Genomic DNA, 24,952 nt, shown 5'->3' with positions numbered 1-24,952 from the left:
TAGATGAGGAAATCCTTATAGAATGTATAGAGAAAATACTTCCTGAGAGGAGGGAGGATTTAATGACCTTAGCGGAAAAGTGGAGAAGAGAGGGGATAGAGGAAGGGATAAGGAAAGGTATAGAGCAAGGTATAGCTAAAGGTATAGAACAAGGCATAGCCAAAGGTATAGAGCAAGGTATAGAAAAAGGCAAAGAGGAAGCAGCCCTGAATGCTTTGCAAAAAGGATTGGACATAGAAACAATAGTAGAGATTACCGGGCTTTCCGTAGAGAGGATAGAGGAGTTAAAGAAAAAATTGAACTAAAAAGTACAGGGGGACGGTATAAATGCCAGACAGCACAAAGGAACCGTCCCCTTGTGTTTATGTGTTTAAGGCAAACTGTTATAATTGTATTAGTAATAATAATACAGATATAACACCAAAACAGGATAGCCAGGCAGAAAGTAATGGAACTACCAGGGAGGTGTTTTATGTTTGAACTGGATTTTAGGAGTCGCAAGCCTATATATGAACAGCTGGTAGAAAAAATAAAAGACCTTATTGTAAACGAAGTTTTAAAACCTGATGAAAAGCTGCCACCGGTAAGAGTCCTAGCTGCTGATCTAGCAGTTAATCCCAATACGGTTCAGAAGGCTTACCGGGAACTGGAAAGGATGGGATATATATATTCTATTCCTGGTAAAGGGAATTATGTCGGTGGAATAAAACCCGGGGAAAAAGAAGGGAGAATTAGAGAGCTTAAGGAGGAACTTAAAAAGATAGTGCTGGAGATGCTTTTTTTAGGTTTGACCGGGGAAGAAATCGAAAAGATCTTAGATGAGATAAAAAACCTAGAAGGAGGGAAAGAGGTTGATTGAAGCGCATATGCTTACCAAATGTTTTTATGATCTAAAAGCTTTAGACAAGGTTAGCTTATCCGTTCGCAAAGCTTCGATATATGGACTTTTAGGCTCCAACGGAGCAGGTAAGACGACACTTTTAAAAATAATGGCCGGCATTTACCAGCAGGAAGAAGGAGAATTAAGCATAGAAGGGAAACCGGTTTTTGAGAACCCGGCAGTAAAAAGGAAGATAGCCTTTATTCCAGATCAGATTTATTACTACGATAATTTTACGATTGACGATATGGCTCGTTTCTACAAAACAGTTTATCCCGGGTGGGATGATAAAAAATATTTAAAACTGGAAGAAGTTTTTTCTATCGAAAGGAATAGGAAAATAAGGAGTCTATCGAAAGGAATGCAGAGGCAGGTGGCTTTCTGGTTAGCTTTTTCTTTAAATCCCGAGCTCATGATTTTGGATGAACCTCTAGATGGCTTAGATCCGATAATGCGCAAAAAGGTAAAACAGCTTCTGGTAAGCGAAGTGGCGGAAAGGGATATGACGATAGTCATTTCTTCCCATAATTTAAGAGAGATTGAAGATTTGTGTGATTATATAGGAATATTACATAAAGGAAAGATGCTTTTGCAAAAGGATCTGGATGATTATAAAGCCAATATGCACAAGGTGCAACTGGCTTTTAATAAGGAGATACCAGCGGATATTTTTAAACCGGAAAATGGTGAATGTATAGAAAAAAGAGGCAGTGTGCTGATATTCATAAGCCGGGGCTCCCGGGATGAAGTAGTAAGCCGGTTTATGGCTTATAAACCGGTTATTCTTGATATTTTGCCTCTCACCCTGGAAGAAGTATTTATATATGAGATGGGAGGAAAAGATTATGCGGTCAAACAACTTTTTGATTAATAAGGGTATATTGAAGAATGATATGAAACGATGGGCTTTTTTAGGCATCATATATTTTTTGGGGATTTTTTTCCTGATACCTTTGCGGATTATAATGCTACAGCATATGCCTCCTGATTTTATGGCTTATGATATGCCTTATAAATACCTGGAGATTTTGATGCCCTATCGCTCTCCAATGCTGGCTTTTTTGCTGCTGGCAATGCCTGTTTTGACCGGGATTTTACTGTTTCGCTATTTGCAAAACGGTGAAGAAGTAGCTTTCCATCATGCTCTGCCTGTAAGTCGTAAGACTTTTTATCACACACATATGCTGGCAGGTTGTATTTTGCTGCTTGTACCTTTATTCTTGAATATATTTATAGTATGGCTTCTAGCTGGCATTTACGGCATACCGTATTTAAGCGGGATTTATCTTGGGAAATGGCTTTTTTTATCCTCGCTTCTGAATTTATTTATGCTCTCTCTTTGTGTATTCCTGGGTACAATTACCGGAATGTCTTTTCTGCAGGCTTTATTAACTTTTATAGCTTTATATTTACCTGCCGGTTTTATATTTTTGCTAAATACAAATCTAGGCTTTCTGCTTTGGGGGTGGCCGGCAGAATATTATAGCTATGTCCTGGAAAGATATGATCTGGTGAACAGAATAATGAATCTTTATGGGGCTAATAGATTTACCTATCTAATAACAGCCATGCCCACAGATATAGTTTTAGATTACAGGCAGTTATTATTACCTTTTTTCCTTATGGCTGTTTTTTACCTGGCAGGACTTTATCTTTATAACAGACGCAAGCTGGAAAGAGCAGGTGAAGCGATAACCTTTGATATTTTAAAGGAGATATTCCGGTATGGAGTAGTATTCTGTGTTATGCTGCTCCTGGGAAGCTACTGGGGAGAGACTCAGGGAAGCATTATCTGGACATATACAGGTTATTTGTTAGGTTCTCTGCTGGCTTATGCGGGAGTGGAGATACTGCTTGCACGGTCGTTTGATATTTTTCATCTCCGCATCTGGCGGGGTTATCTGGTTTATGGACTGGCAATTATATTTATGCTTCTGGTAGTTAAGATTGACATCGCAGGTTATGAAAAAAAGCTGCCGGATTTAGATGATATAAAATATGTATATATGGATCAGTCTTTTGGCTATTTTAAACTTGAACGCGATATAGAACAGATGATAAAAAGGGGAGCTGATCCTAAAGAGCTGAAAAAGCAAGGACTTACAAGACCAGCTTTAAATGTTTTTTATGGTGAGGAAAATATAAAAAAGATTATAGAACTGCAGGAGAAAATAGTTGCCGACCGGGAAAGCTTGAAAAGAGAGCGGAATACAAATATGAAAAAATTTATGAATCATCCGGGATACCAGAAGATTTGTCTTATTTATGAGAAAAAGGATGGAAGTCTTTTTATCCGGCAATATGCGGTAGAAAGGAAAAGATATGCTTCCGCCTTAAAACCTGTCTACGAATCGGAAGAGTACAAGAAAAACAATTTCAGCATTTATCATCTGCCGCTGGCCAAGGTGAGGGAGATGTCTATAAATGGCTATGAAGTTGAACATAAAAATGTGGTTATAAAAGATCCTGCTCTAATTGCTGAGGCTGTTGCTGCTCTTAAAAAAGATATAGAAAGCCTAACTTATGAAGAAATGTTTAAACCGGGACGCACTTTTTGGGGTAGTATTGATTTTATAATTGAAGATGATAGTCCACCTGAAGGATATAGAATAGAATCGATAGCCTGGGAAAAAACTTTTACCTATTTTGATGAATGGCTTAAAAAGATAGGAAAGTATGAGGAGGCCAGGATTATACCGGGAAAAGATATAAGCTGTGTTCTGATTAAGAAGATAGAAGAGAAGGATCCTGAAAAGTTTATAAAAAAGGTGGGGGAACAGAAGCTGGAATTAGATCTGCTGTTCAGGCAGGGTTTTGTCAGGATAGATGATAAGGAAGCTATAGAATATTGTCTACGCTGTTATGTTTATCCCTATGCGGTGCAGGAAGATCTGGATTATTTAAATGGCTACCTGGTAGTTTTTGCACGTGATTTTGAGAATACAACTGTTCCTGTTTTTACCGGCATTATAACTGAAAAGCCATCAGGCATTTAGCAAAGAGGTTTTGTTTAAAAATCTACTCTTATATCAGATTGTACCAGATAATTCTTTATGATGATGTAAGGGTACGCTTTCTGGTATAATCCGGATGGGATTACTGCTTATTATATGACAATTGCTATTTCAGGTGTTATTCTAAACTATGAATATGGTAATAAATAATAATTGCTCTCATAACTAAGGAGAGATAGTTTTTATGAGGAAAAAAATGATTATTAACCTGAGATGGATTGGTAGAATCCGGGGGCTTATTAAAGATTACCCGGATTTTATTTTTTTATAACTAGGGGATAGGCTGCATAAAAAGGGAATGATGCTTACTAAAATAAGCCAAATTATAAGTATGCAATGTTTTAAATAAAGATAACTTCTTATTAAACATCGATTTTGCTTGACGGATGCGATTTTATTTAGGTAAAATTTTTATTTAAATATGCGTTTTTTTGGTATAATATTGAGCATGAATGCTGGTAAAGGATTAGGAGGTACTTACCATGGCTTTAACCATAAAAGAAGTCGAACATGTAGCTATGCTGGCCAGGCTTAGCCTTACGGAAGAGGAAAAAAAGGTTTTTGCCGAGCAGCTGGGAGCTATTTTAGGCTATGTGGAAAAATTGAATGAACTATCTACGGAAGGGGTAGAACCGCTGGCTCATATATTGCCGGTATTTAATGTTTTCCGGGAAGATGAAGTTAAGCCGAGCCCTCCCCGGGAGGAGATAATGGCCAATGGGCCTCTTACGGAAGATGGTTATTATAAGGTGCCGAAAATAGTCTAAGGAGGTTCTTTTTAATGCAGCTTTATGAGATGACAGTACATGAGGTAAAAGCTCTGCTGGATAAAAAAGAAGTTTCGGCCCGGGAAGTTTTAGATGCGGTTATGGAAAGGATAAGGAAGGTTGAAGATAAAGTCAAATCGTTTGTAACCATAACCGAAGATTTAGCTTATGATAAAGCAAGCTGGTGTGATGAGAAAGCGGAAAAAGGAGCCATAAAAGGTATTCCTTATGCTTTGAAAGATATTATCTGTACCAAAGGGGTAAAAACTACCTGTTCTTCCCGTATGCTTGCCAATTTTGTTCCTTTTTATGATGCTACGGTGGCCAGGCTTTTAGATGAACAGCACGGGCTTCTGGTAGGCAAGCTTAACATGGATGAGTTTGCCATGGGTTCTTCTACGGAACAGTCTGCTTTTTTTCCTACCCGTAATCCCTGGGATTTAGAAAGGGTGCCGGGAGGTTCATCTGGTGGTTCGGCATCTGCCGTAGCTGCTGATGAAGTGTTTTTTACCCTGGGAACCGATACCGGAGGCTCGATAAGACAGCCTGCTTCTTTTTGCGGTATAGTGGGCATGAAACCTACCTATGGCAGGGTTTCCCGCTGGGGGGTAGTAGCTTTTGCTTCTTCTCTTGACCAGGTAGGTGTTTTTGCCAAGGATGTAGAAGACTGTGCTCTGATTATGAATATAATATGCGGCAAGGATCCTCTTGATTCTACCAGTGTTGATCTTGAAGTCCCTGATTTTACTTCTTTTTTGCATACAGATATAAAAGGGATGAAGATTGCTTATCCCCGGGAGTATTTTGGTAAAGGCGTCGATGAAGATATTAAGGCAGCTGTCATGAAAGCATTGAAGCATTATGAGGAAATGGGGGCAGTAGTAGAAGAAGTATCCCTTCCGCACAGCGAATATGCCCTGCCTGCTTACTATATAATTGCTCCTGCTGAAGCCAGTGCCAACCTGGCTCGTTTTGATGGAGTAAGATATGGCCTCAGGGATTTTAAAGCTGATAATGTGATAGATATGTTTTCTAATACCAGAAAGGAAGGCTTTGGACCGGAGGTAAAAAGGCGGATTATGCTGGGAACTTATGCCTTAAGTTCTGGTTATTATGATGCCTATTACCTGAAGGCTTTGAAGGTGAGAAGGCTTATCTATAATGATTTTGCTCGGGTTTTTGAGGATTTTGATATTATAATTTCTCCTACCACTCCCACGGTGGCTTTTAAACTGGGAGAACAAAGTGACCCTTTAACCCTCTATATGAACGATATTTTGACAGTACCTGTTAATATGGCAGGGCTGCCGGGAATGTCTATACCCTGCGGTTTTAAGGAAGGCCTGCCTATTGGGATGCAGATTATCGGCAAAGCCTTTGATGAAGGAACTATGCTGAAGGCTGCTTATGCCTTTGAGCAGACTACCTCTTATCACCAGGTTAAGCCAGCACTGGAGGTGAAGTAGTTGCACAGTGAATTTGAAGTAGTAATAGGATTAGAAGTGCATGTAGAGCTGAAAACTAAGACCAAGATATTCTGCTCCTGTTCCACTGAATTCGGGGCCCAGCCCAATACTCAGGTATGTCCCGTTTGTTCCGGCTTTCCCGGTATGCTCCCGGTATTGAACCGCAAGGTGGTAGAATATGCCATCCGCGCTGGTTTAGCCTTAAACTGCGAAATCGCGGAGTTTTGCAAATTTGATCGCAAAAATTATTTTTATCCTGATCTGCCCAAAGCTTACCAGATTTCCCAGTATGACCTTCCTATCTGCAAAAATGGTTATGTAGAGATAGAGGTAGATGGTGAAAAGAAGCGGATTGGGATTATAAGAGCTCATATGGAAGAAGATGCAGGTAAACTGGTACATCAGGGAACAATTACCTCCAGTCCTTTTTCTCTGGTTGACCTTAATCGTTCTGGTGTACCTCTTTTAGAGATAGTTTCTGCACCTGACATCAGGAGTGCCAGGGAAGCTAGAGCTTATATGGAAAAACTCCGCTCTATACTCCTTTTTGCCGGGGTATCTGATTGCAAGATGCAGGAAGGGTCTTTAAGGTGTGATGCTAATGTATCAGTAAGGCGGAAGGGAGAAACCAGATTAGGAGTTAGAACGGAAATTAAAAACCTTAATTCGTTTAAAGCTTTAGAGAGAGCTATTGAATATGAAGCTAAAAGACAAATAGAAGCTATTGAAGATGGGGAAGAGATTGTTCAGGAAACCCGCACCTGGGATGAAGAAAAACAGGTTACCCGTTCTATGCGCTCTAAGGAAGAGGCTCATGATTACAGGTATTTTCCTGATCCCGATTTGCCTCCCTTGAGGATTAGCCGGGAATGGGTAGAAGAGATTAAAAAGAATATGCCGGAATTGCCTGAACAGGCCAAACAGAGGCTTATGGAAAGATACGGGCTTTCCAGCTATGATGCTGAAATTATAACTTTAACTCCGGAATATTTAGCCTTTTTTGACCAGTGTGTGGCTCTTTATCCTGATGCGAAAACGGTTGCTAACTGGATGATGAGTGAACTCAATAAATATTTGAACCAGAATAATATGGAGATAACAGAGGTTAAGTTCAGGCCGGAGCACCTGGCTTCTCTGTTAAAGCTTATCGATAATGGCACCATAAGCGGCAAAATGGCCAAGACGGTTTTTGAGGAGATGTTTAATACCGGCAAGGAGCCCGAGGTTATTATAAAGGAAAAAGGTATGGTGCAGATTTCGGATGTCCAGACTTTAAAAGGGATTGTGGAAGAAGTGATAAAGAATAATCCCAAAGTAGTGGAAGATTACAGGAGCGGCAAGGAAAAGGCTTTTGGCTTTTTGGTCGGACAGGTGATGAAAGCTACCAGGGGACAGGCAAACCCGGCACTGGTAAATGAGCTTTTGCGCGAATATCTGAGTAAGGAGTGATGTTATGAAATGGGAAAGGATGAACCTGGACTGGTTTAATCAGGAAGGAGCCAAGGTTTATATAGTAGATACGACTTTAAGAGATGGAGAACAGACAGCTGGAGTAGTATTTTCCAATGAAGAGAAGATACAGATTGCCAAATACCTTGACCAGATTGGGGTAGACCAGATAGAGGCCGGTATACCCGTGATGGGTGGTTTTGAAAAAGATTGTATAAAGGAAATAGTAGGTCTGGGTTTAAAAGCCAGTATTATGGCCTGGAACCGGGCAGTAATCGATGATATAAAGGAATCTCTCTCTTGCGGGGTAGATGCAGTAGCTATTTCCATTTCTACTTCTGATATCCATATTGAGTATAAACTCAGGACTACCCGGCAGGATGTTTTAAAACGCATGTCAGATGCGGTGAAGTTTGCCAAAGATAACGGGGTTTATGTTTCCGTAAATGCTGAGGATGCTTCCCGTTCAGATATCGATTTTCTTACCGAATTTGCTCTGGTAGCCAAACATGCAGGAGCTGACCGTCTGCGTTTCTGTGATACGGTAGGCATACTTACTCCTTTATCAACTTACAGGTATATAAGCACGCTGAAGGAAGCGGTAGGTATTGATATTGAAATGCATACCCACAATGATTTCGGTATGGCAACGGCCAATGCTCTGGCAGGAGTTTATGCCGGTGCTAATTATGTGGGAGTAACTGTCAACGGTCTGGGAGAAAGGGCAGGAAATGCGTGTTTGCAGGAAGTTATAATGGGACTTAAATACCTTATGCGTATAGATATGCCCCAGGATACCAGGCTGTTTAGGGAAGTGGCCGAGTTTGTGGCTAGGGCTTCCGGAAGACCTTTGCCGGTAAGCAAACCGATTGTAGGAACCAATATTTTTGCCCATGAGTCGGGAATTCACGGGGATGGGGTTTTGAAAAACCCGCTTACTTATGAAGTTTTCAGCCCGGAAGAGGTAGGTCTGGAAAGGCAGATAGTGATAGGCAAACATTCCGGTACGGCAGCCCTCAAGGCCAAGTTTATGGAGTATGATATTGAAATTACCGAAGAAGAAGCCCGCGATATACTGTCCCGGGTAAGGGAAAAATCTATAGAACTTAAGCGGCCTTTATTTGATAAAGAGCTGCGGGTAATATATGAAGAATACAAGAAAGAGAGGGGATAAATTTTGGGTAAGACTATTGCCGAAAAGATTTTGTCGATGAAGAGCGGACAGGATGCCAGAGCCAATGATATAGTAATAGCTGATCTCGATTTTGTTATGGGACAGGATGGGACTTCACCCCTGGCTATCCGCGCTTTCCGAGAAATGATGGCCAAGAAGGTTTTTGATCCCCGGAAAATAGCCATGGTTATTGACCATAGTGCCCCCAGCCCTTTGCAGGGGGTATCGGAACTGCATCATCAGATGCGGGAATTTGCCAGAGAACAGGGAATTTACCTCTATGATATAGGAGATGGGGTGTGTCATCAGCTGCTTCCGGAACAGGGACATGTAGTTCCCGGCAATCTGGTTATCGGTGCTGATTCTCATACCTGTACTTATGGAGCGATAAATGTTTTTTCGACCGGGGTAGGATCTACTGACCTGGCTGCCGGTCTCATATCAGGCAAGCTCTGGTTTAAAGTTCCGGAAACCTTTAAATTTGTGCTTAATGGCAAGCTGCCCCATGGAGTATTTTCCAAAGACCTTATTCTTTATCTTATCGGCGATGTTACAGCTGATGGTGCTACCTACATGGCTGCCGAATATACCGGGGAAGCGATAAGGGATTTATCGGTGGAAGCCCGCTTTACCATAAGCAATATGGCTATTGAAATGGGTGCCAAGTGCGGCCTTATGGAAGCAGATGATAAAGTCATTGAATGGGTAAAACAGCATACGGATAAGCCTTTTGAGCCGGTAAGTCCTGATCCGGATGCGGTTTATGCTAAGGTAAAAGAATATGATGTATCTAATTTAGAGCCCCAGGTAGCCAAACCTCATACCGTGGATAATGTATGTCCGGTAAGGGAAGTGGCAGGAACTCCTATTCAGCAGGGAGTTATCGGTACCTGCACCAATGGTAGAATGGAAGATTTAAGGATTGCAGCGAAAATCCTTAAGGGTAAGAAAATTCATAAGGATACGCGGCTGGTAGTAGCTCCTGCTTCCCGCCAGGTAATGCTGCAGGCTATAAGGGAAGGAATTCTGGAGATATTCATTGAGGCAGGGGCAGCCGTAGTAACTCCCGGATGTGGACCTTGTGTGGGAACCCACAATGGTATACCTTCTGACGGGGAAAATGTAATATCTACCGCCAACCGCAATTTCAAGGGAAGAATGGGAAATAACAAAGCGTTTATCTATCTGGCATCACCTGCTACCGTAGCCGCTTCCGTTTTAACCGGTAAAATTACCGACCCGCGGGAATTTTTATAAAGGAGGATAAAGGCGAAATATGGAATTAAGAGGTAAGGCTCATAAATTTGGCGATGATGTAAATACTGACTATATAATATCAGGGAGATATAAATTTAAAACTCTGGATATGAAAGAGCTGGCCCGGCATGTAATGGAAGATCTGGATCCCGATTTTTATTCCAAGATTACCCCGGGTGATTTCATAGTGGCAGGCCGCAATTTTGGCTGTGGCTCCTCACGGGAACAGGCACCTCTGGCTATTATACATGCCGGCATCAGTGCGGTAGTAGCCAAATCCTTTGCCCGCATATTCTACCGCAACTGTATAAACACCGGTTTGCCGGTAATTGAATGCGATACTGATCAAATTGATCCTGGTGATGAATTGGCTATTGATTTAGAAAAAGGAGTATTGCATAATCTGACTAAAGGGATAGACTTAAAGATTACTCCTCTGCCGAAGGTTATGCTCAAGATTCTTTCCGATGGGGGATTAGTAGAACATTTCAAAAAATACGGGACTTTTAATTTTGACTAAAAGGGGGCAACTTACCCCCTTGTTTGCATTAAAGGGGTTTTGCACATTGTATGCATTAAAGCGAGGTAGCGGGAGGAAAAAAGGAGGTATTGTAAATTTATGCAGGGCGAAAAAATTACGGTTAATAATGGAGTTTTAAATGTACCTGATTATCCCATAATCCCATTTATCGAAGGGGATGGAACCGGTCCGGATATTTGGGCTGCAGCTTCCAGGGTTTTTGATGCTGCGGTAGAGAAGGCTTATGGAGGAAAGAAAAAGATAGTATGGAAAGAGGTTTTAGCCGGGGAAAAAGCCTTTAACACCACCGGAGAGTGGTTGCCTCAGGAAACTTTAGAGATTATAAAGGAATATATAATTGCCATTAAAGGGCCGCTTACTACGCCCGTCGGGGGAGGAATAAGGTCTTTAAATGTTGCTTTAAGGCAGGAACTTGATCTTTATGTATGTTTAAGGCCTGTGCGCTATTTTAAAGGAGTTCCTTCACCGGTAAAACGGCCGGAGGATGTAGATATGGTCATTTTCCGCGAAAATACGGAAGATATTTATGCCGGCATAGAGTATCCTATGGGTTCAGAAGAAGTTAAAAAACTTATCAAATTTTTGCAGGAAGAACTGGGAGTAAAGAAAATACGCTTTCCCGAAACCTCCGGCCTGGGAATAAAACCCATATCCAGGGAAGGAACCGAAAGGCTGGTTAGAGCAGCTATTGAATATGCGATAAAAAACAAGCGCAAAAGCGTCACCCTGGTGCACAAAGGCAATATAATGAAATTTACCGAAGGCGCTTTTCGCAACTGGGGATATGAGCTGGCAGAAAGGGAATATGCGGATAAAGTTTTTACCTGGGAGCAGTATGACCGGATAAAAGAGGAAAAAGGAGATAAAGCAGCTGATGAGGCCCAGAAGCAGGCGGAAGCGGATGGAAAAATCATCATAAAAGATACTATTGCTGATATATTCCTGCAGCAGGTTTTAACCCGCCCCCGCGAATTTGATGTCGTGGCTACTATGAACCTTAATGGGGATTATATATCTGATGCTCTGGCTGCCCAGGTAGGAGGCATAGGGATTGCTCCGGGAGCCAACATAAATTATATGACCGGCCATGCGGTTTTTGAAGCTACCCACGGGACAGCTCCCAAATATGCCGGTTTAGATAAAGTAAATCCTTCTTCCGTTATCCTGTCCGGGGAAATGATGTTCCGCCATCTGGGCTGGAATGAAGCTGCTGACCTTATCATTTCGGCTATGGAAAAGACTATTGCGCAGAAGATAGTGACCTATGATTTTGCACGTCTTATGGAGGGGGCTACGGAAGTCAAGTGCTCACAATTCGCTGATGCTTTAATTGCCAACATGTAGGATAGTTGTAAAAGGGTATATGTATATATAGAAGGTGCTAAAATTAATATAAATTTACGAGCCAGGTAACCAGTAAGGAACGGGGTGGGGAAGATGAAAATATGCGAGTTTTATAAAGGAGATATACCAGTACTTTCTTTAGAGATTTTTCCGCCAAAAAGGGATTATCCGCTAGAGACAGTATTCCAGACTATTGAGGAGCTCTTAAGCTTAAATCCTAAGTTTATAAGTGTAACCTATGGTGCAGGGGGAAGCAGCCGGGGAAGAACAGTAGAGATTGCCTCACGTATTAAGAAAGATTACGGAATTGAGTCTTTAGCTCATCTTACCTGTGTAAGCCATACCCGCCGAGAGGTAAAGGAAATCTTGGAACAGCTAGTTAGGGAAGGGATTGATAATATACTGGCCTTAAGAGGGGATCCGCCGGAAGATGATCCCCATTTCGACTTCAGCAAGCAGGAGTATCATTATGCTTATGAACTCATAAGAGATGCCAAAAAGGTATATGATTTTGGCATTGCGGCTGCTGCCTATCCGGAAGGGCATCGGGAATGTAAGAGATTGAGTGAAGATTTAAAGTATCTGAAACAGAAGGTAGATGAAGGTGTAGATTTCCTTATTACCCAGATGTTTTTTGACAATCGCTTTTATTATGATTTTGTGGACAAAGCAGTCGCTATGGGTATTAACTGTCCTATTATCCCCGGCATAATGCCGGTTTTGAATCCTAGGCAGGTAAGGCGCATGATATATCTATCAGGAGGAGCTTCTATTCCTTCCAAATTATTGGATCTGGTTGAGAAATACGGACACAAGCCGGAGGAAATGGAAAAAGCCGGGATAGATTATGCCAGTGAGCAGATAAGTGATCTTTTAGATGAGAAGGTAAAAGGGGTACACCTCTATACCATGAATAAGTCGCGGCAAATAGAAAGGATTGTAAAAAATGTAGGCTTAGCTTAATAATAGAAGCTGAGTGCCTGAAGAGCAGGTACTCAGCTTTTATTTAGTACCAGGCCAGACCTACAGAACCCGGGCCTACATGGGAGCCTATTACCGGACCGGCTTCAGTTATAATGATAGGACCTTTATAAAATTCTTTAACCTGTTTATAAATAGCTTCTGCTTCGGAAGGGGCATCGACATGAGCTACCGATACCAGCTTAGCCTTAGCCGCTTCGCTTTTTAATTCTTCGATTATCTTTTTTACCGCTTTTCCTTTGGTGCGGACTTTGTCATATACTTCTATACGTCCGTTGCCGATAATGGAGAGTATAGGTTTAAGCTGAAGAAGATTGCCGATAGTTTTGGCCGTATGGCTTATTCTTCCTCCCCGGTGCAGATATTCCAGATTATCTACGACAAATAATATTTTGCTCTTTTCCTGCACCTGTTTTAATTCCTGTATTATTTCCTCCAGGCTTTTTCCTTCATTATTAAGCTCACATGCTTTCATTACCTGAAATCCAAGGCCTATTACGGTAGAGAGAGAATCTATAATTTCAATACGGATTTTATCATTGTTAAGCATATTTTTGGCGATTTGGGCTGCCTGTACTGTCCCGGAGATTTGCGAAGATATAAGGATAACCAGGGCTTCATCTCCCGGCTTTAAGGTTTTAAATACTTTAAGAAAGTCGCCGGATGAAGGCTGGGAGGTTTGGGGAAAAACCGGTTTGCTGCGCAAAAGTTTATAGTATTCCCGGTTTGATATATCGATACCGTCGCGATAAGATTTTCCGTCGATATTAACTTTAAGAGGAACTATGGTTATATTGTTAGATTCGGCAAATCCTGCCGGAAGGCTTACCGTGCTGTCGGTTATTATTAGCCGCATATTTTATCACCTTACAGTATTGATTTTCTGTTATCTATTATGCTCTAATTCGCCATTTAATGATATATGCGTAGTAATTAAAACTTAATTCCTTATTAAGTTTACAATTTACGGGGGAGGTATGTCCAGCCTAAAATTAGGAAACCTGGCTTTCGGCATTTTGATACAGGGCATACAGCTTTTGCTGCATTATATGTATAGTTTCCCAGGCACCTAATTTAGCAGCTTTTTCCATTTGTGCTGCTGTTTCGGAAATTTCATGAAAGCCGTACATGCCAGCCATGCCTTTTATATCATGGCTTATGCTGCAGATATTATCAATATCTCGATTAGCGATAATTATATCCAGCTCCTCCAGCATGTTTCCCAGAGTATCTAAAAATTCCGGAATAAATTCTTTTATGAAAAGATTAGGGGTTAGAGGGGATATCTTTACTGGTTTAACCTGTCTGCTTAAATATTTCTTAATTTCTTCGATCAATTCTTCTGCTTTAAAGGGTTTAGCCAGATATGAACTGCATCCACAGGCTAGGCATTTTTCCTTGTCTCCGGTTACAGCATGAGCAGTTATAGCTATAATAGGAATATCTTTCAGCTTTTCATCCTGCCTGATAAGGCGGGTAGCTTCATAACCATCCATTACCGGCATTTGCATATCCATGAGTATTATATCAAAATAGCTTTTTTGCAGCATACTGAGGCATTCTAAACCATTGTCGGCGGTTGCTACCTCAAAGCCGTAATTGATAAGGATTTCTGCTATAATTTTTTGGTTTAATTTATTATCCTCGACTAAAAGGACACTGCGAGGAAAAAATACTATTTGATTATCAATTACATGCTGATATATATCGTTTCTAGTTGGCTTATTGTTTGTTTCTTGGACTTTCCCACTATTGTCAGTAATCATCAGGGGGATTTTTAAACTTACCGTTGTACCCTGTCCTATTCTGCTTTTTATATCTATAGTTCCTTCCATAGCTTGCACCAGCTTATGGCAAATATAGAGCCCTATACCTGTACCTCCATAGCTGCGGGAAGCTGAATTATCTACCTGAGTGAAGGGGTCAAAAATATTTTTCAGCTCATTTTCCGGAATGCCGATACCGGTGTCTGCTATATCTACGCATAAAAAGGCGTTGTTGTCCTGGCAAATGGTTTTTCCCTTAATAGTTACTTTGCCTTTATGGGTAAACTTTACGGCATTAAAAAGGATCTGCGACAATATTTGGCGCAGTTTTATAGGATCAACCAGTACCTGGGCCCAAGGGGTAAAATCCAGATTAACTTCCAGTTTGAGGCTTTTTTCCCTGATTAAAGGTTCGATAATGGTAATTAGATTTTGAAAAACTTCATATAGATCACAGGGCTGGGGGACAACTTTAAGCAGTCCGATTTCTATTTTAGATACATCTAATATTTGGGTTATTATATCCAATACTTCTTCACTGCAGCGGCGAATGATAGATGTATTTTCGAGCTGTTTGGGGTTAAGGTCGCTTTTTTCCAGCAGGTCAACTGCTCCTAAAATTCCTATAAGGGGAGTGCGGATTTCATGGCTCATGTTGGCTAGAAACAGGCTTTTACTTATATTAGCTGTTTCGGCTTCTATTTTTTGTTTTACCAGTTCGGTTATATCACTGGATATTATAAGCAGTCCTTCTAGATAGTAATGGTTATGTAGGGGCGTTATTTTATGCAGAAATAATTTTTTTTCCCCTTCTACCGTTAGGGTTTTTTGTATTTTATACGCTTGACCAGACTTTATATGTTTTTTTATTTCTTCTATTTCCTCAGGGGATAGGGAGAGTTTAGTGCTTAACAGCTCCAGGTTGCCCTTTCTTAGATCTCCATATAATTTTTTAGCCTGTTCGTTCATATAAAATATGTCATTATTTGGGGTTAAGGCTATAGCTACTATGCTTTCCTGTACATTTTCCAGGATATGAGCCTGGTATCTTATGGGCATAAAACGAGTCTTAAGTTTGATGTAAAAATTATTTGGGCTGAGCTTTAAGGTAAAAAACAATATATGCAGGATTAATAACAGAAGCAAATAAATAGCCGTTATTATAACTATCATTTCCGCTATTTTTATAAAATCTTCATAGTATGCTAAACTGTATTTATTTATTAAAATAGAAAAAATGATTCCACTCAGTATAAAAAATAAAATCCCGTAAGCGTAAAAATGATAGGATACTTTTTTTGACACTTTTTCGCTCCTCCTCGAAAAAGAAGAATTAAAGCTCTAAAATGGCTAGCAAATATAAGATACAATAAAAGTCTTGCAAAACATGTCTTCTCTTGCCATAAACTATGGAAAATTTTTGCATAATTATGTTGAATTTAAGGTTTTAGCGGCTGTTTTTGCAGTTATCATTTAAAAATAAGGCGAATATTTACTGCAAGGAATGTTAAGGAGAGTGCATATAAATAATGACGTGATATTAAAATTAAAATGTTTTTATAAAGAAGGGATGAGGCAGGTGATGGTGAATTAAATAAGTAAAAAATAAGTGGAGGTGCTGGTTTTGGCAAAGTATAGACATAGTCTAGTAGGAGCAGGGATAGTTATAGCTGTTATCCTTTTTATCAGTGCTTTTTTTTACATATCTTATCCAGTTGAGGCCAGGACAGCTTTGCAGGTATATGTAAATGGGCAAAAAATAGAATCTGATGTACCTGCCCAGATAATTGGCGGCCGTACCATGTTACCCGTACGTGCGGTAGCTGAAGCTTTAGGTTTTAGAGTAGAGTGGGATGAAAGAGAATACAAGGTTTATATAACGAGTGGGGCTGGCGGCAGCTATGATTTGCCGGCTATTGATATGAACATACCTATAATGGGGGAACCTGTAGCTACTGCTGAACAGCTGCGCAAATTGCTCAGGCAGAATAATCCTAATGCTCCTGATCTGGTAGATTTGTATTTACAAATAGGAAGGGAATATGGAGTAAGAGGAGATATAGCATTTTGCCAGGCAGCTAAGGAGACCGGCTGGTGGCGGTATGGCGGACTGGTGAGACCGGAGCAGAATAATTATTGCGGATTGGGAGCTACGGGAAGAGCTGCTACGGGAGAAGAAGATCTAAGGGGAGCAGATCCTAATCTGGTATGGTATGAGGCAGGAAAACATGGAGCTTTTTTTGCTACTCCTGCGGTAGGGGTAGAGGCTCATATTCAGCATCTTTATGCTTATGCTACTGATGCTCCACTACCTCCCGGCAAAAAGCTGGTTGATCCCCGTTTTACCCTGGTAAAAAGAGGGGTAGCTAAATATTGGACAGATTTAAATGGCAGGTGGGCAGTACCCGGCAATGGTTATGGAGAAAGCATTTTAAATGATTATTACCGTAAGGCTTTAGCTATCGGAAATAGTGGGACAGGTTATACAGATGACAAAATACGAGCTCTGCAGATAGAAAATGAGCTGCTTAAAGCAGAGATTGTTCGCTTAAAAAGAGAATTGGAAACCAAAAGCAAATAGACATGCTTTAGGGGCAGGCTTTAGGCCTGCTTTTCTATTTTATTAAAGTTGTAAAAATTTTTAAACTATAACCTCTAGGGTTTAAAATTACGAAAAAAATTAATATAATAAAATAAGTATATAGTTTTTAGCGATTTATTGGGGAATTTGGTATCAACATTGCATAATCGACAGGGGAACAGCTAGGTGGGGGTGATGAATTAAAGGCTGTTGTGATTTTAAACCGTTTAATATTTCTGATTTTTTCTAATTTTTGGAGGGGGTATAAAAGGTGGCTTCTAATTTTCTTTATTCAACCAGGGATCACAAGTTTATATTAAAAGAATGGCTTGATATGGAAAAGGTCTTATCTTTTGATGCTTATAAGGATTACTACAGCATAGACGATATTGACATGATTTTGGAACAGGCCTTAAAGGTAGCCAGAGAAGTTGTAGCTCCCAGCCGGGATGACAATGACAGGGTACAGGCTGTATTCAGCGACGGCAAAGTAACAGTTCCCCAGTCCTTTAAGGATGCTTACTGGTTCCTGCAGAAGAATGGCTGGGGTGCCACCAATGAATGGGAAGAATATGAAGGAAGATTGCCGGAACCGTTATTCCGGGCATGTGGCGAATATTTTGCTGGTGCTAATGCCGCATTGATGCCTTATGTTCTGGCTACTGCCGGAGCCGCCAAGCTTATTCAGAGTTTTGGCAGCGAAAAAGTTAAAAAACTGTTTGCGGAAAAGATGTTTACCGGAGAATGGGCCGGGACTATGTGTCTGACTGAACCTAATGCTGGTTCTGATGTGGGCGATCTTTTGACCAAAGCTATTCCTACCGAACAAGAAGGAGTTTATAAGATAAAAGGTACCAAATGCTTTATCACCGGTGGGGAACAGGATATTACTGAAAATATCGTACACCTGGTTTTAGCCCGTATAGAAGGGGCGAAGAAAGGTACCAAGGGAATATCCCTGTTTGCTGTTCCCAAGATGTGGGTAGATGATGATGGCAACATAGTAGGTCCCAATGATGTGCAGTGCTTGGGTATTGAACATAAGATGGGTATTAAAGGTTCGGCTACCTGTGTAATGTCTTTTGGTGAAAACAATGAATGCCGCGGCTGGCTTTTAGGTAATCCGCCTGATGCCGAAGGAAATGCCGAGGGAATGGCGCAGATGTTCCAGATGATGAATGGAGCCCGTATGGAAACTGGACATGCCGCTCTTTCCGAAACCGCTGTAGCTTATCATAATGCAGCTGACTATGCTACCCAGAGGATTCAGGGACGTCCCATAACCAACCCCAACTCGGAGCGGGTTCCTATTATAAAACATGAAGATGTAAGAAGAATGCTTTTAGACCTTAAAGCCTATGTAGAAGCTATGCGGGCTTTGATATTCAGGACTTATTATTTTATGGATATTGCTCATCATACGCAGGATGAAGAAGAAAAGAAGAAACTGCAGGGATTTATTGATGTCGCGACTCCCATTATCAAAGCTTATTGTTCTGACCGGGCCTGGGAACTCTGTGCCGAAGCTATGCAGGTATTCGGAGGGAATGGTTATTCGGAAGAATATCCTATTGCTGAGCTTTGCCGTGATGTCAAGATTTATTCTATCTGGGAAGGAACTAACTATATCCAGTCTATGGACCTGGTAGGACGTAAGTGGATGCTGGGTAAAGGCAAGGTTTTTGCTAACTGGCTGGCTGATATTGAAAACTTTGCCCAGGAAAATGCCAATATTCCTGGTTTGGAAACCGAAATAGCTATCCTGAAAGATGCGGTAGGGGCTTATCGTGAAATACAGGCTACTATCGGCAAATATGTAAGTGAAGGCAATATCAGAATGCTCCCGCTGTATGCTACCCGCATCTTGAGGGCTACCGGAGATCTGGCTTGTGCTCATGTAATACTTGATCAGGCCCGGGTGGCTCTTAAAAAGATAGAAGAATACGGTAAAGATCATTATGATTATGCTTTCTATCAAGGTAAAGTGATGGCTGCTAAATATTTTGTCCACAACATCCTGCCTCACCTGTTTATGATAAGGGATATAATCAAAGATGGAGATAAGTCGGTATTAGAAATTGAAGAAGAAGCTTTTCTGACTTACAAATAAGGTTAACCTAGACAACTGTATATAATCTACAAGGGATAGGCGCTCTAAGCCTATCCTTTTTTGTTATGGTAATATGATTTTTTAATAAATAATGGCGAAAAAGTTATAATTGAGATTTTATTCACAAAAGAGGGATAATTCGCATATATAGCGAAATATCATAAAAAATTACATTGAGCATTTTGACAGAAGGAAAAAAGAGATAAAAAAAGAATATCATTCATTATATACCAAAATATATATTTAAAATTTAAATTTAACAAAATAAAGGGGGGAATAGGTAAGTAAATTGGAAGTCTAGTATTTAAGAGATGATTTTGGCTTAAGGGATAGTTGGCAAATAAGGGAGAGGGGTGTAAAATATGGCAGCTAATTTTGCGTACGGTAATTTACGAGACATGAAATTTATTGCTAAAGAATGGCTTCCTACTGAAGAAATATTTTCCTATGAACGGTACAAAGATTACTATTCTAAAGAAGATGTTGATTCTGTTTTAGATCCTTGCTTAAAGATGGCCAAAGAACTTATTGAACCTACTAATGAAGACGGGGATAAAAATCCGGTAAAATTTGAAAACGGAAAGGTTATTCTGCCCAAGTCGTTTGGCCCGCTTTTTAAGAAACTGCAGTCAGAAGGATGGGGTACCAGCAATGTGGATGAATCGGAAGAAGCTATGGTTTTGCCTCATCTGCTGCAGGCTATGGTTTGGGAGATGTTCTGGGCAGCCAATCCTGCTTTTATGCCTTATATAGCCCTTACTACCGGTGCGGCCAGGCTTATTCAGAAGTTTGCCGATGAGGATTTAAAGAAAATCTTCCTTCCCAAGATGATGGATGGGACCTGGGCAGGAACCATGTGTCTTACCGAGCCTACGGCAGGATCTGATGTTGGAGATATCCTTTCTAAAGCTTATCCTACGGATGATCCGCGCATTTTCAAGATCAAGGGGAACAAGATATTTATAACCGGTGGGGATAATGATTTTACCGAGAATATAGTGCATATGGTTCTGGCCCGGGTAGAAGGAGCGGTACCTGGCACCAAAGGCATTTCTCTTTTCATAGTTCCCAAATACTGGGTAAATCCTGATGGCAGCCTGGAAGATAATGATGTGCAGACTACCGGTGTCGAGCATAAAATGGGGCAGCACGGTTCCTGTACTGCTGCTTTAAGTTTTGGCGAAAACGGCAATTGCCGGGGCTGGCTTATAGGTGCTAACCCCCTTAATAATAATGGCCTGGGGGAAGGAATGGCCCAGATGTTCCAGATGATGAATGAAGCCCGTCTGGAAACTGGCCATGCAGCTTTAGCATGTATTGCCAATGCTTTCTATAATGCGAGAGATTACTGTAAAGAAAGGGTACAGGGAAGACCTATAACTAATCCGAAAGGTGATCGCGTAACGATAATTAATCATGAAGATATACGCCGGGCATTGTTGATGGGCAAAGCTCATATGGAAGCTATGCGGGCTATGATGTACCGAACCTATTTTGCCCTTGATGTCAAACACCATGATCCGGATCCCGAAAAGCGGGAAAGAGCCAGTGAGCTTATTGAAATAACAACTCCGCTGTTAAAGGCTTATCCTTCAGATGAAGCCTGGTGGCTGATTGGGGAGGCAATCCAGTGTTATGGCGGATATGGCTATTGTGAAGAGTATCCGGTAGCTCAAATAGCGCGTGATGTAAAGATTTATTCTATATGGGAAGGGACTAACTATATCCAGTCTATGGACCTGGTAGGACGCAAGTGGATGCTCAAAAAAGGCCAGGCATTTGCCCGCTTTATGCAGGAAATGCGCGATTTCTATGAAGCTAATAAAGAGAGTCAGGTAGTAAAAGAGATTGCTGCCGCTAAAGAAAATAATGGCGGAATAGATTTGAGCCTGGATAGAGAATTTGCCATTTTGGGTAAAGCTTTAGATGCTTATGGCAGGATACAGGCAGCTATTGGCAAGTATGTAGGCGAGGGTAAAATATCCATGCTTCCTCTGTATGCGCGCAGGATACTTACGGCTACATCTCAGCTTTATGCCGGAAGGTGCATACTGGATCAGGCTTTAGTAGCTGCGAAAAAAGCTATGGAAGTCGGGCCTGAACATTATGATTACAGTTTCTATGTAGGGAAAGTCATGTCGGCCAAGTATTATCTGCGCAATGTAGTGCCTAATGTCTGGCTGACGGCAGAAATAATAGAAGAAGGAGATACCTCGGCTCTTGATATACCGCTGCAGGCTTTTGAATATTAAGGGATATATTAAAACAACAGAGTCCCCTTACCGGGGGCTCTATTCTATTTAAAAGAGTTTTAAAACCGCATTAATCTAATTCAAGAGGCATTTATAGATTATTTTTGACCATAAAATCAGCGAAAATTTATAAATTTATTTGTGTCTGTTTTTTCCAGTGCGGGAAGTTTTAAAATTGTTGATTCTCCTTAAAGATTTAGAAAATTTAAATTTTGAGTAGAAAAAGGATTTATGATAATATTTGCGAAAATATACCATTATATAATAAAAAATTAACCGGGGAGGGTTTATGATGGCATTTAACTGGGCGTATCACACCAGGGATTTTATGTTCATCCTGAAAGAATGGATGGATACCGACAGAATTTTTGCTTATGACAAGTTCAAGGATTATTACAGCAAAGATGATGTAGACATGATTCTGGATCCTGTCTTCAAAATCTGTCGGGATATGATTGCTCCGAGTAATGATGATGGGGAAAAGAATCCGGCTCGTTTTGAGAATGGCAAGGTATATGTGCCCGAATCTTTTGCCAAAAACTTCAAGTATATTCAGGAAAATGGCTATGGAACTTCTAACATCGATGAGGAAGCGGAAGGGACTATTCCCTATGTAGTTTATGCTGCTCTTCAGGAAATGATAGCATCTGCTAATCCTGCGTTTGCTCCCTATATCGCTCTGACAACTGGTGCTGCAGGGCTTATCCAGGCTTTTGGCGACGAAAATGTGAAGAAAATGTTCCTGCCCAAGATGTTTTCCGGTGAATGGTCGGGTACGATGTGCTTAACCGAACCTACAGCAGGATCGGACGTAGGTGATATTTTATCCAAAGCTTATCCGACTGAGCATCCGCGTATTTTTAAGATCAAAGGCAGCAAGATATTCATAACCGGCGGCGAACAGAATATGACCGAAAATATCGTGCATCTGTTCCTGGCCCGGGTAGAAGGTGCAGTACCGGGAACGAAGGGGATTTCTCTGTTTGTGGTTCCCAAATACTGGGTAAATGAAGACGGGACGCTGGAAGACAATGATGTACAGTGTGTAGGAATAGAGCACAAGATGGGGCAGCACGGAACAGGTACAGCTACTTTGAGTTTTGGCGAAAACGGCAAATGCCGCGGCTGGCTTTTAGGCATTAATCCTTTAGAAAACGAGGGCAAAGGTGAAGGTATGGCCCAGATGTTCAAGATGATGAATGAAGAGCGTCTGGGAACTGGTCATGCAGCTCTGGCGGTAATGGCTAATGCTTACTATAATGCAGCTCAGTATGCTAAAGAAAGGATTCAGGGTCGTCCGCTTACCAATCCTAATGGTGACCGGGTAAGGATAATTGAACATGAAGATGTTAAGAGGATGCTGCTTTATGCTAAGGCTCATATTGAAGCTATAAGAGCTATGATATTCAAGGCTTTCTATTATGTTGATGTTAAAGAACATGATCCTGATCCGGCAGAAAGAGAACGGGCTCAGGAAATGGTTGATATCTTAACTCCGCTGGTAAAAGCCCATGCTTCTGATGAAGCCTGGCCGGTAATTGCGGAATGTATCCAGACTTACGGCGGATATGGATATATTGAAGAATATCCGGTAGCTCAAGCTGCCCGTGATGTCAAGATATATTCCATATGGGAAGGAACTAACTATATCCAGTCCATGGACCTTATAGGAAGAAAATGGATGATGAAGAAAGGACAGGCTTTTGCCCGCTTCATCCAGCAGATAAGGGACTTTGTCGAAGCCAAAAAGAATACCCCTGGTTTTGAAAAAGAATTTGCCAACCTGGAAAAAGCCCTCAACGCTTATGGCGAAATCCAGATGGCTGTAGGACAGGCTTTTGCCAACAAGCAGTTTGGCGTTGTTCCTACCTTTGCCCGCAGGATTTTAACGGCTACTTCTTATCTCTATTGCGGAATGCTGATTTTGGATCAGGCCCTGCTGGCTGATGCCAAGATTAAAGAATTAGGCACTGATCATTATGATTACAAGTTCTATGCCGGAAAAGTTGCTGCTGCCAGGTATTATCTCATGAATACGGTACCTTATGTATGGACTTTAGCTGAAATTATGAAGTCCGGTGATACTTCTGTAATGGATGCTCCGGTAGAAATCTTTGATTATTAATACTAGATGAGGATATAAAATGAATTACAGCAGCCTTGTCTCACTACAAGGCTGCTGTTTTTTGTTGTGCTTAAAAAATGGGGTAGAATATTACCCTAGCAAGGTTAAGCAAGCAAAACAGTTTAAGGATTACCTTGGCGGTATAGAAAGCTGATTAAGCATGTATACTGTACTTTAGGGAGTAAAATATTGTTTAAAGTTTTGCCCGTATTATATACTTATTTAAGTATTAAGAAAGAAAAAATTATAAGGAAGGAGTTTGGAGGGGTTTTATGGGCGAAAAGATAAGAGTAGCTATTGTGGGTTATGGCAATATAGGAAGATATGCTTTAGATGCTATAAAGGCAGCTCCTGATATGGAATTAGCCGGGGTAGTTCGCAGGTCTTCATCTCTGGGGGATAAGCCGGCAGAACTGGCTGATGTGCCGGTAGTAGGGTCTATTAAGGAACTTACAGGGGTAAAGGTAGCCCTTTTATGTACCCCTACCCGTTCAGTACCGGAGTATGCCAGAGAGATTTTAGCTCTTGGCATTAATACGGTTGACAGTTATGATATTCATGGCCAGTTAGCTGATTTACGATTGGAATTAGATAAAGTTGCCAAGGAACATAATGCAGTAGCGGTGATATCAGCCGGCTGGGATCCGGGAACTGATTCCATGGTGCGCTGTATGTTTGAATTTATGGCTCCCAAAGGTATAACCTACACCAATTTTGGCCCCGGCATGAGCATGGGGCACTCGGTAGCCGTAAAGGCGGTTAAAGGGGTTAAAAATGCCCTTTCTATGACTATACCTTTAGGCACCGGTGTGCATCGGCGCATGGTTTATGTGGAATTAGAACCGGGAGCTGATTTTGCCCAGGTAGAAAAGGCAGTAAAAACTGATCCCTATTTTGTAAAAGATGAAACTCATGTCATCCAGGTAGAAGATGTTGATGCCCTTATCGATATGGGACATGGAGTATTGATGGAAAGAAAAGGAGTATCTGGCGGTACCCACAATCAGTTGTTAAGTTTTTCCATGCGCATAAACAATCCGGCTTTAACTGCTCAGATAATGGTAGCTTCGGCCAGAGCCAGTGTAAAACAGAAACCTGGTGCTTATACTATGATTCAGATACCGATAATAGACTATATGTATGGAGATCCTGACGAAATTATCCGCCAGCTTGTATAAAATGGAAGATGTATTTCCCCTGGTATTTTAAAAGGTATCAGGGGATTTTATTTTATGAAAATTATAA

The 24,952-nt window shown here is 41.0% G+C and carries 18 protein-coding genes and 1 pseudogene; 17 read left to right on the top strand and 2 right to left on the bottom strand.

What is annotated here, in order from left to right:
- The 12 genes and pseudogenes from BUB92_RS04275 to metF form a co-directional block, all read left to right on the top strand.
- A pseudogene (locus BUB92_RS04275) lies at positions 1-305 on the top strand (Rpn family recombination-promoting nuclease/putative transposase); the annotation flags it as partial.
- A gap of 167 nt (positions 306-472) precedes the next feature.
- The gene (locus BUB92_RS04270) at positions 473-859 is read left to right on the top strand and encodes a GntR family transcriptional regulator (RefSeq protein WP_073090548.1); all 387 of its coding nucleotides are present in this window, start codon (positions 473-475) and stop codon (positions 857-859) included.
- On the top strand, positions 852-1,751 hold the full coding sequence (locus BUB92_RS04265) for an ABC transporter ATP-binding protein (RefSeq protein ID WP_073090545.1): 900 nt from the start codon (positions 852-854) through the stop codon (positions 1,749-1,751). The genes BUB92_RS04270 and BUB92_RS04265 overlap by 8 nt, the downstream gene beginning before the upstream one ends.
- Positions 1,726-3,876, top strand: a complete 2,151-nt coding sequence (locus BUB92_RS04260; RefSeq protein ID WP_073090542.1) for a DUF6449 domain-containing protein — start codon at positions 1,726-1,728, stop codon at positions 3,874-3,876. Before BUB92_RS04265 ends, BUB92_RS04260 begins: the two co-directional genes overlap by 26 nt.
- Positions 3,877-4,376: 500 nt before the next feature.
- Positions 4,377-4,661: an Asp-tRNA(Asn)/Glu-tRNA(Gln) amidotransferase subunit GatC gene (gatC, locus tag BUB92_RS04255; protein WP_073090539.1), complete on the top strand. Its 285-nt coding sequence runs from the start codon at positions 4,377-4,379 to the stop codon at positions 4,659-4,661.
- A gap of 14 nt (positions 4,662-4,675) precedes the next feature.
- Positions 4,676-6,127, top strand: coding sequence for an Asp-tRNA(Asn)/Glu-tRNA(Gln) amidotransferase subunit GatA (gene gatA / locus BUB92_RS04250; protein ID WP_073090537.1), 1,452 nt, complete (start codon positions 4,676-4,678; stop codon positions 6,125-6,127).
- Positions 6,128-7,576 carry an Asp-tRNA(Asn)/Glu-tRNA(Gln) amidotransferase subunit GatB gene (gene gatB / locus BUB92_RS04245; RefSeq protein ID WP_073090535.1) on the top strand — a complete coding sequence of 483 codons (1,449 nt, stop codon included), beginning with the start codon at positions 6,128-6,130 and terminating at the stop codon, positions 7,574-7,576.
- A gap of 4 nt (positions 7,577-7,580) precedes the next feature.
- The gene (gene nifV, locus BUB92_RS04240) at positions 7,581-8,750 is read left to right on the top strand and encodes a homocitrate synthase (RefSeq protein WP_242939000.1); all 1,170 of its coding nucleotides are present in this window, start codon (positions 7,581-7,583) and stop codon (positions 8,748-8,750) included.
- Positions 8,751-8,753: 3 nt separating this feature from the next.
- Positions 8,754-10,007 carry a 3-isopropylmalate dehydratase large subunit gene (locus BUB92_RS04235; protein ID WP_073090533.1) on the top strand — a complete coding sequence of 418 codons (1,254 nt, stop codon included), beginning with the start codon at positions 8,754-8,756 and terminating at the stop codon, positions 10,005-10,007.
- Positions 10,008-10,026: 19 nt separating this feature from the next.
- Positions 10,027-10,527 (top strand): 3-isopropylmalate dehydratase small subunit, encoded by a 501-nt coding sequence (locus tag BUB92_RS04230; protein WP_073090530.1) that lies wholly within the window; start codon positions 10,027-10,029, stop codon positions 10,525-10,527.
- Between the two features lie 99 nt (positions 10,528-10,626).
- Entirely contained in the window at positions 10,627-11,892 is a 1,266-nt protein-coding gene (gene icd / locus BUB92_RS04225) for an NADP-dependent isocitrate dehydrogenase (protein WP_073090528.1), read from the top strand.
- Positions 11,893-11,985: 93 nt separating this feature from the next.
- Entirely contained in the window at positions 11,986-12,855 is an 870-nt protein-coding gene (metF, locus tag BUB92_RS04220) for a methylenetetrahydrofolate reductase [NAD(P)H] (protein WP_073090525.1), read from the top strand.
- Between the two features lie 43 nt (positions 12,856-12,898).
- Here metF and BUB92_RS04215 read toward each other — a convergent pair whose 3' ends face one another.
- The gene (locus BUB92_RS04215) at positions 12,899-13,729 is read right to left on the bottom strand and encodes a DegV family protein (RefSeq protein ID WP_073090523.1); all 831 of its coding nucleotides are present in this window, start codon (positions 13,727-13,729) and stop codon (positions 12,899-12,901) included.
- Between the two features lie 136 nt (positions 13,730-13,865).
- On the bottom strand, positions 13,866-15,944 hold the full coding sequence (locus BUB92_RS04210; RefSeq protein WP_073090521.1) for a response regulator: 2,079 nt from the start codon (positions 15,942-15,944) through the stop codon (positions 13,866-13,868).
- A 319-nt stretch (positions 15,945-16,263) separates the two neighbouring features.
- Here BUB92_RS04210 and BUB92_RS04205 point away from each other — a divergent pair, with 319 nt between their 5' ends.
- From BUB92_RS04205 to BUB92_RS04185, 5 genes are all read left to right on the top strand, one after another.
- Positions 16,264-17,220, top strand: coding sequence for a stalk domain-containing protein (locus tag BUB92_RS04205; protein ID WP_073090518.1), 957 nt, complete (start codon positions 16,264-16,266; stop codon positions 17,218-17,220).
- Between the two features lie 271 nt (positions 17,221-17,491).
- On the top strand, positions 17,492-19,330 hold the full coding sequence (locus tag BUB92_RS04200; protein ID WP_073090515.1) for an acyl-CoA dehydrogenase family protein: 1,839 nt from the start codon (positions 17,492-17,494) through the stop codon (positions 19,328-19,330).
- Between the two features lie 362 nt (positions 19,331-19,692).
- Complete coding sequence (locus tag BUB92_RS04195) at positions 19,693-21,582, top strand: acyl-CoA dehydrogenase family protein (RefSeq protein ID WP_073090512.1); 1,890 nt, start codon at positions 19,693-19,695, stop codon at positions 21,580-21,582.
- A 292-nt stretch (positions 21,583-21,874) separates the two neighbouring features.
- Positions 21,875-23,707, top strand: a complete 1,833-nt coding sequence (locus tag BUB92_RS04190; protein ID WP_073090509.1) for an acyl-CoA dehydrogenase family protein — start codon at positions 21,875-21,877, stop codon at positions 23,705-23,707.
- Between the two features lie 272 nt (positions 23,708-23,979).
- Positions 23,980-24,885 (top strand): diaminopimelate dehydrogenase, encoded by a 906-nt coding sequence (locus BUB92_RS04185; RefSeq protein WP_073090506.1) that lies wholly within the window; start codon positions 23,980-23,982, stop codon positions 24,883-24,885.
- The last annotated feature ends 67 nt before the right edge of the window (positions 24,886-24,952 follow it).

This window comes from Thermosyntropha lipolytica DSM 11003 (assembly GCF_900129805.1).
Taxonomy (GTDB): Bacteria; Bacillota; Syntrophomonadia; order Syntrophomonadales; family Syntrophomonadaceae; genus Thermosyntropha; species Thermosyntropha lipolytica.
The sequence above is the reverse complement of the archived record's forward strand: the minus strand, read 5'-3'. Positions and strand labels throughout refer to the sequence as shown.